A 13,251-nucleotide genomic window follows, 5' to 3' on the forward strand; every position below is an offset into this window, starting at 1 on the left:
TGAATCAAAGCTGGTGTTGATGCGAGAAAGGTCAACATAACAGATTGAATTATGATATATTCCCTCCCTTAAATTTTGGGTGGCAGTAAATAGAGCAAGCAATGAAAAAGCAACGCGCCTTTCTAAAGTGGGCTGGTGGAAAATATGGCTTAGTCGAAGATATCCAAAAGCATTTGCCAGACGCAAGAAAGTTGGTGGAGCCTTTTGTTGGCGCCAGTTCGGTATTTTTGAATACGGACTATGACCAGTATCTGCTTGCCGATATTAATCCAGATTTAATTAATCTCTATAACCTGCTCAAAACTGAGCCGGAAAAGTACATTGAAGAGGCAAAACGCTTCTTCACGCCTGAGTATAACCAAAAAGAGGTGTATCTTGGGGTTCGCGCTGATTTCAATCAAAGTGATGACGTACTCTTTCGTTCGGTTGCCTTTTTGTATATGAACCGCTTCGGTTTTAACGGCTTATGTCGTTACAACAAAAAGGGCGGATTCAACGTCCCGTTTGGTTCTTATAAAAAGCCCTATTTTCCTGAAAAAGAACTCATTTTCTTTGCGGAAAAAGCCAAGAAAGCCACATTTGTTTGTGAAGGTTATCCTGAAACCTTTCGCCGTGCTCGAAAAGGCAGCGTGGTGTATTGCGATCCACCTTATGCACCGTTGTCGAATACCGCTAATTTTACCTCGTATGCGGGTAATGGTTTTTCATTAGATGACCAAGCGGCGCTCGCGGATATAGCAGAACATACGGCATTTGATCGTCACATCCCGGTACTGATTTCGAATCACGATACTACGCTCACGCGTCGCCTTTATCACGGTGCACAGTTGAATGTGGTGAAAGTGAAACGCACCATCAGCCGTAACGGCTCTGGACGCAACAAAGTGGACGAACTGCTGGCATTATTTGAAGCCAAAGCTGAGCCTGAAGCGAAAATCCAACTTGAATCTAAAGCCGACATTGCAGCAAAAGTGATATCGGATTTGGATAAGCGCTAGGATTTAGCCACTGGCTTCGGTAGAATTGCGCGCAATTATTGCTCGCTAATCCATTCTATTGAGGTCAGGTATGACAGATTTTCTAATTGCGCCATCCATTTTATCCGCTGATTTTGCTCGTCTTGGTGAAGACGTCGAGAAAGTCCTTGCCGCTGGCGCTGATGTTGTCCACTTTGATGTGATGGATAACCACTACGTGCCTAACCTCAGTTTTGGTGCACCTATCTGTAAAGCGCTGCGCGATTACGGTATTACCGCACCTATCGATGTGCATTTGATGGTGAAACCTGTTGATAGCCTAGTGCCAGAGTTCGCTAAAGCGGGTGCATCGATGATTACGTTCCACGTTGAAGCAACAGAGCACGTTGATCGTACATTACAGCTAATCAAAGAACATGGCTGTAAAGCAGGCGTGGTACTTAACCCTGCCACACCATTAACGTGTCTTGATTACATCCTTGATAAAGTCGACATGATTTTGTTGATGTCAGTGAACCCGGGTTTCGGTGGTCAATCTTTTATTCCTTCAACACTTGATAAACTGCGTGCGGTTCGTCGCCTCATTGATGCGTCTGGTCGTGATATTCGTCTTGAAATTGATGGCGGTGTTAAAGTGGATAACATTCGTGAAATCGCCGAAGCGGGCGCGGATATGTTTGTGGCAGGCTCTGCGATTTTCAATCGCCCTGATTACAAAGAGGTCATTGATGAGATGCGCGCAGAGCTTGCGAAAGTACAGAAGTAAGAGAATTAATGAATGCAGTCTATCAAATTAGTCGTTTTTGATCTCGATGGTACGCTACTCGATAGTGTGCCTGATCTTGCCCTTGCCGCTGATCAAGCGGTGCAGGCGTTGGGCTATCCAAGTGTCACCGAAGAGCAAGTCCGTGATTATGTTGGTAATGGCGCGGATGTGCTTATTGCTCGCTCATTGAGTCAGAGTGTGAACGTTAACCCAGAATTATCGGCTGAGTTGTGTGAGAAAGCGCGCACATTGTTTGATGATTTCTATCAAGCAAGTGGTCATAAGCTGAGTCATTTGTATGCCAATGTTCATCGTACATTGGATACTCTGGTCGCAGGTGGATACACCGTGGCTTTGCTGACCAACAAGCCGTCTAAATTTGTCCCTGAATTGCTAGAGCAGCATCAGCTTGAAAAGTATTTTAAGCATGTATTGGGTGGCGATGCGTTCCCCAATAAAAAACCGGATCCCGTGGCACTGAATTGGTTGATGGATCAAGAGCAAGTGTCGCCAAGTGAAGTGCTGATGGTTGGCGATTCACAAAATGACATTCTGGCTGCGCGCAATGCAGGTTGTTTGGCATTTGGCCTGACGTATGGCTATAACCACGGTGAGCCGATTGCCAATGCGAAACCAGACTTTGTTGCCGATGATGTCTTAGATGTCCTAAATGCGGTCAAAAATGGCGGGCCAACTGCCGTAAATTAGCGGCGAAGGCGGTGCTCGGGGCTAATTCGCTTCCTGAGCAATAAAAAAGTCTTCATGGCTATAGCAAAAAATTGGCTAATGGGTACACTGCTAAAACCGCGTAAGAAATTGCGCGGTTTTTCATTATCCTAATTATCTCATTAAGAAGTCGAAGGAATCATAGTTATGAGCAAGCCCATCGTATTGAGTGGTGTTCAACCATCTGGTGAACTAAGTATCGGTAACTACTTGGGTGCTCTACGTCAATGGCAACAGATGCAAGACGATTATGATTGTCAGTACTGCGTGGTAGACCTTCATGCGATTACGGTTCGTCAGGACCCTAAAGCGCTGCATGAAGCGACGTTAGATGCATTGGCAATTTGTCTCGCGGTTGGTGTTGATCCTAAGAAGAGCACGCTATTTGTCCAGTCTCATGTACCGGAACATGCTCAGCTTGGTTGGCTTCTTAATTGTTACACCCAAATGGGTGAACTGAATCGAATGACTCAGTTTAAAGATAAGTCACAGCGCTATGCCAATGATGTTAACGTTGGTCTTTATGATTATCCTGTATTGATGGCGGCTGATATCCTGCTTTACGGTGCGCACCAAGTGCCAGTAGGAAGTGACCAAAAGCAACACCTCGAGTTAGCAAGAGATATCGCAACGCGCTTCAACAATATTTACACGCCAGAAGCGCCACTGTTTACGGTTCCAGAACCGTACATCCCAACGGTGAATGCACGTGTGATGAGCTTGCAAGATGCAACGAAGAAAATGTCTAAGTCGGATGATAACCGTAAAAACGTGATTACCTTGCTCGAAGAGCCTAAGTCGATTTTGAAGAAAATCAACAAGGCACAAACCGATGCAGAAACGCCACCTCGCATTGCTCATGACTGGGAAAGTAAAGTCGAGTATCTCTAACCTGATGGGTTTGTATTCAGCCGCGACGGGTAAGTCTTTTGCTGACATTGAAGCGCAATATGCTGGCGTGGAAATGTATGGTCCATTTAAGAAAGATGTAGGTGAAGCTTTGGTAGCGATGCTAGAGCCAATCCAGAGCGAATATAAGCGTGTTCGTGCGGATCGCGCTTATATGGATGACGTAATGCGTCAAGGTGCGGAGAAAGCGTCCGAGCGCGCGGCGGTGACGCTGGCAAAAGCTTACAAAGCGGTGGGTTTCGTGACTCGTCCATAGCGGCAACAGCAACCTCTTTAAAGCCTAAAAACGTCAGTGCCTTGCGCACTGGCGTTTTTTTATTTCTTGGTAACCATTTCTGTTTATAGTTTGGCACACCCTCAATACTTTCGATTTCAAATGAGAGCATCCTCTCATTTATCTGTGCATTAATTACCCATTTGCAATAAAAATGACAACACTCGTCTCGAAAATACACATTCTCATATTCAACAATGTGCAAAAAGGCAAGGACAGCATTGCCAGTTAATTCGAGGTGAATAATGACAAGCACAAATAAAAAGCAGTGGTTAGCGTTAGTGATTTCTTCCATTTTGAGTGGAGGCGCGAGCGCGGAAATCTTTCTTTCGCAATATGTGGAAGGAAGCGGGTATAACAAAGCAATCGAAATAGCTAATAGCAGTGACCAAGAGGTGTCACTTTCTGGGTATCAGCTCGCCAAATCTCCCAATGGTAACGGGACGTGGAATACGTTGGATTTGTCGGGTTATACGATTCCCGCTCAATCGGTACTGGTGTTTGCTAATGCCAAGGCTAGCGCGGCTGTAACGGATATCGCTACCGTGACAACGGCGAACCAAGTGTTAAACTTCAACGGTGATGATCCTATTGCACTGCTCGATAATCAAGAGCAAGTAGTCGATATGATTGGCGTGATGGGAGAGCTGTTTGGTCAAAATAAAACCTTGGTTCGTTATCAGCCTTATCAGAAACCTTCAGTATCTTATCAACCTAAGCAATGGGCAACGCTTGCCAGTGATGATTTTAGTGGCTTGGGACAGTTGGATACATTATTACCACCGCAAGCATTTCAATGTCTCGACAATGGAATAGAACCGACTTTTACCTCAATACAAAGCATTCAAGGAGAAGGCAGTCATTCGCCTTACATTAGCGGTTACCCGTACATAACGACTGAGCAATATTTTGTACAAGGTGTGGTGTCTGCCGTGACTACTGGTGTGAACCAGGGCTTCTATCTACAAGCACTTGAGGATGACCACAACCCATTGACTTCCAATGGTCTATTTATCTATACCCAAGCGAATCCGGAGCTATCTGCAGGCGATGTGGTATGCGTAAGAGGCAATATTCAAGAATACTATAGCCAAACCCAGTTGAAATTAAATGAGCGAGATTGGCATAAGTTGGGGCAACAAGCGGCACCAGCGGCAACGGCCGTTGAAGTGATAGATTCCGACGAAAGTTTTGAACAAACGCTTGAGCGCTATGAAGGGATGTTGGTGAGTTTACCTCAAGCATTGGATATGCGCGTAAGCCGCACGTTTGGTTATGATTATTCCGCACGTCGCAATAATATGGTGTTGGCTCACGAGCGAGTGAACCTGCATCCTAATCAGCAATATGCGGCAGGCTCAAGTGAGGCAAAGGCACAAAGTGAAGATAATGCCCAGCGCCGTCTTTATGTTGAGTCGGTGAGTCCAGCGGCGAATGGTGAAATCCCTTACTACCCAGAATTTGGTCGCAGTGATATTGATCAAGATGGCAGTACAGAAGACTACGTGCGTATTAATGACACCTTGTTTGGCATAGAAGGTGTGGTTGGTTACAGCTATGGTGATTATCGCCTCTTTGTGACCAATACCCTCTCCAGTGATAATTTTGTGCGCAATACCCCAAGAACGATGACACCAGAACTGCATGAATCGCCATGGAATAAAGCCGATTTACGCGTGGCAACCTTTAATGTCCTTAACTATTTTACCTCTCCTTTTGGTGGCGATGAAAACCGATTTGGCGGCAATCGTGGTGCGAACACGGTTGAAGAGTTTACTGCGCAGCAGCAAAAGATCATTAACGCGTTAATTCAACTTGATGCTGACGTGATTGGTTTGATGGAAATCGAAAATAATGGCTTTGGCGACAACGGCGCTATCGCGCAATTAGTGAAGGTGTTAAACGCGCAGCTTGAGCATAAAAAGCAGCACTATGCTTATGTGTCGGTGGACAGTAATCAAGATGGCCAGATTGATGCCCTTGATGCAGTCGGGACGGATGCAATTACCACCGGGGTGATTTATCGTCCGAAGGCGGTGAAGCTTAAGCAGGTCAATGTGTTTGAAATGCCTCGTCAGGTTGCACCTGAAGTGCTTGATGACAACGGTAACGTCATTGAAGACGGCAAGAACTATCAACGCGACACACTGGCCCCGACGTTTAAAGTTAAAGGTAGCAAGGAAACGCTGACGGTCGCAGTCAATCACTTTAAATCGAAAGGGTCAAAATGTTGGGAAGATGCAGCGCCTGAATCTGCTGGCGGTCAAGGGGGCAGGACTTGGATCAGCAAGGCGCTTGTGAGCAATTTAGAGTGGCAGCCTCTGTGGCGCTCGGTGAGGCGTTGACGTCCATTGAAGGACATAAAATTGTGTTAGGGGACTTCAATGCTTACGGCAAAGAAGACCCAATGCTAATTTTGACCGATTATAGCCAAGAGAAGTACGGCAAATCGATTCGTGCGGCGCGCAATACCTTTATTGGTGAAAAGCAGCAGTTTGGCGATGAAGGGGCGGTGATCACTCACAACTATGGTTACATTAATGTCCTTTCAGAGATGCACCCTCAAGGCTGGAGCTATTCATACAATGACGAAGTCGGTGCGCTGGATCATATCTTAATTAGCCCAAGCCTTAGCAAGCGCGTGGTTGATGCGACGGAATGGCACATCAATGCAGCGGAATCGACGCTGTTTGACTATAACGATGAGCGTAAAGGGGATTTACCTAAGTATCTCGATCATTATCGTTCATCTGATCATGATCCAGCGGTGATTGACTTGAATATGAATGGCGGCTCCATCGGCTTGATAGGGCTTTCTATCATGGGTGTGATGGGATGGCGCCGACGTAAGCAGTATTAATATCGATGTAAATATATCAACACCAACGTAAATAACATCAACACAGACCAGCAGTAAAGTCGTTATCGGCTTTGCTGCTGCCTTTCTTCCTCTTTTTACTTGCCTTTCTGTCATCTTGTTGCAAAATACCGCCTTATTTTGGGCAAATTCAATTTTACAGCGAGCGCTATGCTACTCATCATTGATAACTACGACTCCTTTACCTACAACCTATTTCAGTATTTCTGTGAATTGGGTGTAGACGTTAAAGTCGTGCGCAATGACGACATTGATATTGCTGGTATTGAAGCACTTAACCCCTCTCACCTTGTCATTTCTCCGGGTCCTTGTACGCCTAATGAAGCTGGGATCTCACTGGATGCTATCCGATACTTTGCCGGAAAGCTGCCACTTCTTGGGGTCTGCTTGGGTCGCCAGGCGATTGCTCAAGTCTTTGGCGGCGACGTTGTCCGTGCTCGCCAGGTGATGCACGGTAAAACCTCACCAATTAAGCATAACAACCGCAGTGTCTTTGCCGGACTCAATAATCCGCTGACTGTCACTCGCTACCATTCACTGATCGTGAAGCGAGAGACGCTCCCAGACTGTTTTGATATCACGGCGTGGACCGTGCTGCCAAATGGTGAGTTTGATGAAATTATGGGTTATCAGCATCGAACGCTGAACATTCATGCCGTACAATTTCACCCTGAATCCATCAAAACGGAACAAGGTCATGAGCTATTGAGTAATTTCTTACATGCTTAGTTTCTGATCAAGATCACCCTTTCATCTTTTCTTATCCTTCATCAGTTTTACTTATGAAGATGCAAAACTATTCGCTAATTCTGATACAGATAGCTGACAGAGCCCTGCCTGTTCATTTATTTGATAAATCATGAAAAAACACTTCATTTAAATTCAAAAATAACGCATAAATACTCATTGAGTTGTGCCTTGATTGAGTTGATTGATGGTGGAAAAGCATTTTCTGCTATTGTGTTAGTTAAATAATTGTAAATACAATGCTGCATCTATGAGGAGTGGTGAGAAGTTTCTTCTTTGCTAGAAAGCGTGAAGGTTTGCTCTATATTTGTATTAGATCTCACGTGAATAAGAAGCCCCCTTTCTCATGCGCAGTAATTAAAAGGAACGTGTTATGACAATGGAAAAAACAGTATCCCGTGAATGGTTTGATGAGGTAATGGTACCTTGTTATAACCCAATGGAAATGATTCCGGTTAAAGGTGAGGGTGCACGCGTATGGGATCAGCAAGGTAATGAGTATATTGATTTTGCTGGTGGTATCGCGGTGAGTTGTTTGGGGCATTGTCACCCAGCGATGGTCAATGCCGTGACTGAGCAGGCGAATAAAATTTGGCATTTAAGTAATGTGATGACGAATGAACCTGCACTGCGCTTAGCAAAAAAATTAACCGAAGTCAGTTTTGCTGAACGCGTGTTTTTCGCTAACTCTGGCGCGGAAGCCAATGAAGCAGCATTAAAACTGGCTCGTCGTTGGGCGGTGGATGTACATGGTCCGGAAAAATCAGAAATTATTGCATTTAATCAAGGGTTTCACGGCCGTACTTTCTTCACCGTTACTGTAGGTGGGCAAGCGGCGTATTCCGATGGGTTTGGACCTAAACCCGGTGATGTGAAGCATGTACCTTACAATGATATTGCCGCGCTAGAAGCGCAAATGTCGGACAAGACTTGTGCCATTATGATGGAGCCACTGCAAGGGGAGGGGGAATTATTTCGCCAGAACCGGAGTTTGTACAAGCGGTTCGAGAGCTCTGTGATAAATACAACGCACTGCTGATTTTCGATGAAGTACAAACGGGCAACGGTCGTACTGGACAATTTTACGCGTATCAAGGCCTTGGTATCACGCCAGATATTCTTAGCACGGCGAAGTCACTAGGGGGCGGTTTCCCTATTGGTGCGATGCTCACAACGAAAGCATTAGCGGCTCATATGAAAGTGGGTACGCACGGTTCAACCTATGGCGGTAACCCATTAGCGTGTGCCGTTGCTGAAGCGGTAGTGGATGTGGTGTCTTCCCCTGACGTTCTAGCGGGTGTTGCTGAGCGTGAAGCCTGGTTCCGTGAGGGACTAGAAGCTATTAATGCGAAATACGATATCTTTAGCGAAATTCGTGGCAAGGGGCTATTGCTCGGCGCAGCACTGAATGAACAGTGGCAAGGGCGCGCTCGTGATGTATTAGTTGCGGCTGGTGCACAAGGCTTGATGGTACTCGTGGCGGGTATGAACGTGGTGCGTTTTACCCCATCACTTGTCATCACCAAGCAAGAAGTTGAAGCAGGTTTAGCGAAGTTAGATAAGGCGATCAGTACTCTCGTTTAACGGGTACTCTAGTTTAACTCGTATTTGAATGGCTCTCTTGGGTGTGGATGTACCAAGAGAGTTTGCGTCGGAGGGATTATTGATGCTTGTTGTTCGTCCTATTACGATGTCGGATTATGATGCCCTGCACACTTGTGCAGTTGAGTCTGGTCACGGCTTTACCTCTCTTCCCGTTAATGAAGAGCTTCTTACCAATCGCATTACTCACTCAGAATACAGCTTTAGTAAGCCGGACGTCTTAGGGCCGACGGACGAAGGCTACCTGATGGTGGGCTATGACCGTGACACTGGCGAGGTGGCTGGTACTACGGGTATCGAAGGGGCGATAGGTTGGGATGTGCCGTTTTACTCCTATCATATCAGCACAGTGGTGCACTCTTCTCCTAAGCTAGGTGTGAATAATGTGGTGAAATTGCTGACGTTTGGCAATAACTACACCTGATTGTAGTGAGATCTGCACTTTATTTTTACGACCTGATTATCGCGCGGGGCTTAACGGCCGCTTGATGTCGAAATCTCGTTTTTTAATGATGGCTGAACACCCGCATCGTTTCTCCAAAACCATTTTTGCCGAGATGCGTGGCGTGTCTGATGCCGAAGGTAACTCGCCATTTTGGCAATGGCTACAAGAGCACTTTTTCTCCATTGATTTTACCATGGCAGATTATTTAACGGGGATCGGTAAGAAAGGCTTCATCGCGGATTTAATGCCGAAGTTACCGATTTACGTCAACCTGTTAAGCAAAGAGGCGCAAGCGGTGATTGGTCAAGTGCATGACAATACCAGACCCGCTTTAAAGTTATTGGAAAGAGAAGGTTTTACGTGCCGTAACTATGTCGATATTTTTGACGCAGGTCCGACGGTGGAGTGTGACTTACAGAACATTCAGGCGATTCGTAACTCATTCCGTGCCAAGGTCACTATTGCCGAGCATGCCAGTTCGCAAGATTACCTTATTGCCAATACGTCATTTGAACACTTTAGAGCGACGGCGGCAAAAGCGGCCTATGATGCTGAAAGTCAGCATGTATTGCTAGCACCTGATGTCGCTGACGCCTTGAACCTTTCTGAAGGCGATATGGTTCGTATGTTGGCGCAATAACGCGGGTTGCTGCATCTTTGTCGTACTTATCACGACACAATATGAAGATGCAGACTCTTCACTATTTACTAGGTTAAGGAACTTTTGATGACGCAATGGATCGCAGGACAATGGATCGCAGGAATGGGTGAGCAATTTCACTCGCTGTCGCCGTACAACAACGAGGTGATTTGGCAGGGACAATCGGCTACGCCAGTGCAGGTTGAATCTGCGGTCTCTTCGGCTAGACAAGCTTTTGTCAGTTGGAAAAAACGCTCGTTTGAAGAGCGTGAAGCGGTGGTGCTTGCGTTTGCGGAAAAACTCAAGGCTCGTAGTGAAGATATTGCAGTTGCGATAGCCAAGGAGACGGGTAAACCATTGTGGGAAACCCGAACGGAAGCCGAGCGCAATGGCAGGTAAAATCGCCATATCAATCCGAGCGTATCATGACAGAACGGGCAGTTCTCAGCGAGAGGCTGCGGGTAATCAAATTGTACTGCGCCATCGTCCTTTAGGAGTAATGGCGGTCTTTGGTCCCTATAACTTTCCAGGGCATTTGCCTAACGGACATATTGTTCCGGCGTTATTGGCTGGCAATACCGTGGTGTTTAAGCCTTCAGAACAAACGCCATTAGTAGGTGAGCTTGCTATGCAACTTTGGCAAGAGGCTGGGTTGCCAGATGGCGTGATTAACCTTGTGCAAGGCGGTAAAGAAACCGAGCATTGCTCTGGCTGACGCTAAAGGTATTGATGGGGTGTTGTTTACTGGTAGCGCGAATACTGGGCACGTATTACATCGTCAATTTGCTAGGTCAGCCTGATAAAATGTTGGCGTTGGAAATGGGTGGCAACAACCCGTTGGTCGTGAGTGATGCCTATGGTGATCTTGATGCGACGGTCTACACGATTATCCAATCTGCCTACATCAGTGCCGGACAGCGTTGTACCTGCGCTCGTCGCTTGTATGTGCCGTTTGGTGATAAAGGTGACCAGCTTGTTGACGCATTAGTGGCCGCGATAGCCAAGATTCGGATTGATGAACCATTCGCCACGCCTGCGCCTTTCATGGGGCCGCAGATTTCCATACAGGCTGCTCAGCACATTATTCAGGCACAAGCGACATTGCAATCGCTAGGTGGCAAGAGTTTAATGGAATCGAAACAATTACAGGCCGCGTTTGTGACGCCTGGTCTGATCGATGCTACGGCAATAAAGGCGCTACCGGATGAAGAATACTTCGGTCCATTATTGCAGCTTGTGCGTTACGAAACGCTACAACAAGCCGTTGAGCTTGCTAATGACACTCGATTTGGTTTATCGGCGGGCCTGATTTCAACCAATGATGATGAGTGGCTGTATTTTGTTGACCATATTCGTGCAGGTATTGTGAATCGCAACCGTCAGCTAACGGGCGCAAGTGGTGATGCACCATTTGGTGGTCCGGGTGCGTCGGGGAACTTGCGACCAAGCGCCTATTATGCGGCGGATTATTGCGCATACCCTATGGCGTCGATGGAAGGGGAGCACACCGTGCTACCTGCGACATTAAGCCCAGGTCTCGATCTTTAAGGAGCGAAAGATGACGGCAGAACAATTATTTGCGCAGTTGTGGCAAGATTACACTCAGCGATTATGCCCTTCAGCGGCAAAAGTGCAGGCGTTGTTAAAAGAAGGGGAGGCACTGATTAATGATCATATCGCGTTACGCACCTTCAATCTCTCGCCTGTGGGTATTGAAACATTAGCAAAGCCATTTCTTAAGCTTGGTTATCAACAAGCGGGTGAGTATGACTTTGAAGCGAAAAAGCTGTCTGCGATTCATCTACAACACAGTGACGAGTCGTTGCCGAAAGTCTTTATTAGTGAGCTTCGTGTTGAACAGTGCTCAGCAGTGCTGCAAGCTATCGTAGCGAAGCTAGTAAGCCAAGTGGACAGTTCGCAATTAGTGGTTGGTGATTTCTTGTTTGGCGGCCGTATGTGGACGTTAAGCTCAGAAGACTACCAAACATTAGCCAAAGAGAGTGAGTATGCGGCATGGCTTGCGGCACATGGCTATGGCGCTAACCATTTTACCGTTAGTGTTAACCAACTTAATCGTTTTGTAGAGGTGACGGAGGTGAATGACTACCTGCGTAAAGAAAGCTTCAATATTAACGAGTCGGGTGGTGAGGTGAAAGGGTCTCCGGAGGTTTTACTCGAACAGTCTTCGACGATGGCTGATAAAGTATCGGTGATGTTTAGTGATGGCGAGCAGAGTATTCCTGGCGGCTTCTATGAATTTGCCAAGCGCTATCAAATGGCAGATGGAAATTACTATCAAGGGTTTGTTGCGGCGTCAGCCGACAAAATTTTTGAGAGTACCCATCAATAAGTTTGAATTTTTACTTTAACTAGCGCGACTTGTTGGAATTAACCACCAATAAAAAAGCCACCTTGCGGTGGCTTTTTGAATGTCTAAAGGCGTCGATTAACGAGTGCCGTAGACCACAATAGTCTTACCGTGAGCAGAAATAAGGTTCTGCTCTTCCAGCATCTTAAGAATACGTCCTACTGTCTCACGAGAACAACCAACGATTTGGCCGATTTCTTGACGAGTAATCTTGATTTGCATGCCGTCAGGGTGAGTCATTGCATCAGGTTGTTTCGCTAGGTTAAGTAGCGTCTGAGCAATACGACCCGTTACGTCAAGGAACGCAAGGTCACCCACTTTCTGGCTTGTCACTTGTAGGCGACTTGCCATCTGAGAAGATAAGCGCATGAGAATATCTGGGTTAACTTGGATAAGTTGACGGAATTTCTTAAATGAAATTTCAGCCACTTCACAAGGTGATTTAGCTCGCACCCAAGCTGTACGTTCTTGGTCTTCTTCAAATAGGCCTAGTTCACCGATGAAGTCACCTTGGTTAAGGTAAGACAAGATCATCTCTTTGCCTTCTTCATCTTTAATAAGCACTGCTACTGAACCTTTTACGATGTAGTAAAGGGTTTCAGCCTTCTCGCCCGCATGGATCAGCGTGCTCTTTGAAGGGTACTTGTGAATATGACAATGTGAAAGGAACCACTCTAGCGTTGGGTCGGTTTGAGGTTTACCTAGAACCATATTTCTTACTTCCTCTGCAGGGTATGCTTGCTGCTTTCCATATATTATAGCAAGTCCATTGTGTTAGGACTTACTAGCATAAAAGCACTTTGAAGATGGCGCAAGCGATCTTCTGTTTCAAAGAAATAGTATCCTTTTTTGCGCGGACTTTCTTGATTTTAATCGTGTCATCAGACCATTTTTCTATACAAAACTGTGCACATGATCA

6 protein-coding genes and 5 pseudogenes are annotated in these 13,251 nt (G+C 46.2%); 10 read left to right on the plus strand and 1 reads right to left on the minus strand.

Going from position 1 to position 13,251, the window contains the following annotated elements; all coding sequences use genetic code 11:
* Positions 1-101 precede the first annotated feature (101 nt).
* The 10 genes and pseudogenes from AC0L66_RS02445 to AC0L66_RS02490 all read left to right on the plus strand — a co-directional run bounded on the left by AC0L66_RS02445 (position 102) and on the right by AC0L66_RS02490 (position 12,314).
* Positions 102-998: a Dam family site-specific DNA-(adenine-N6)-methyltransferase gene (locus AC0L66_RS02445; protein WP_473568304.1), complete on the plus strand. Its 897-nt coding sequence runs from the start codon at positions 102-104 to the stop codon at positions 996-998.
* Positions 999-1,068: 70 nt separating this feature from the next.
* A complete protein-coding gene (gene rpe / locus AC0L66_RS02450) occupies positions 1,069-1,743 on the plus strand; it encodes a ribulose-phosphate 3-epimerase (RefSeq protein WP_265676880.1) in 675 nt (224 codons plus the stop codon).
* A 12-nt stretch (positions 1,744-1,755) separates the two neighbouring features.
* Positions 1,756-2,451 carry a phosphoglycolate phosphatase gene (locus AC0L66_RS02455; RefSeq protein WP_265676879.1) on the plus strand — a complete coding sequence of 232 codons (696 nt, stop codon included), beginning with the start codon at positions 1,756-1,758 and terminating at the stop codon, positions 2,449-2,451.
* Between the two features lie 165 nt (positions 2,452-2,616).
* A pseudogene (gene trpS, locus AC0L66_RS02460) lies at positions 2,617-3,634 on the plus strand (tryptophan--tRNA ligase).
* 263 nt (positions 3,635-3,897) lie between these two features.
* Positions 3,898-6,512, plus strand: a pseudogene (locus AC0L66_RS02465) (ExeM/NucH family extracellular endonuclease).
* A 168-nt stretch (positions 6,513-6,680) separates the two neighbouring features.
* The gene (locus tag AC0L66_RS02470; RefSeq protein WP_473568307.1) at positions 6,681-7,259 is read left to right on the plus strand and encodes an aminodeoxychorismate/anthranilate synthase component II; all 579 of its coding nucleotides are present in this window, start codon (positions 6,681-6,683) and stop codon (positions 7,257-7,259) included.
* 391 nt (positions 7,260-7,650) lie between these two features.
* Positions 7,651-8,861: pseudogene (locus tag AC0L66_RS02475) on the plus strand (aspartate aminotransferase family protein).
* A gap of 82 nt (positions 8,862-8,943) precedes the next feature.
* Positions 8,944-9,964: pseudogene (gene astA / locus AC0L66_RS02480) on the plus strand (arginine N-succinyltransferase).
* 87 nt (positions 9,965-10,051) lie between these two features.
* Positions 10,052-11,512, plus strand: a pseudogene (astD, locus tag AC0L66_RS02485) (succinylglutamate-semialdehyde dehydrogenase).
* Positions 11,513-11,522: 10 nt separating this feature from the next.
* On the plus strand, positions 11,523-12,314 hold the full coding sequence (locus tag AC0L66_RS02490) for a 2-oxoadipate dioxygenase/decarboxylase family protein (protein WP_473568309.1): 792 nt from the start codon (positions 11,523-11,525) through the stop codon (positions 12,312-12,314).
* Positions 12,315-12,410: 96 nt separating this feature from the next.
* On the opposite strand, the gene crp is transcribed toward AC0L66_RS02490, so the two are convergent.
* Positions 12,411-13,043, minus strand: a complete 633-nt coding sequence (crp, locus tag AC0L66_RS02495) for a cAMP-activated global transcriptional regulator CRP (protein WP_009602948.1) — start codon at positions 13,041-13,043, stop codon at positions 12,411-12,413.
* Positions 13,044-13,251: the final 208 nt, after the last annotated feature.

The sequence above is a fragment of the Vibrio sp. GJ43-1 genome, assembly GCF_055808835.1.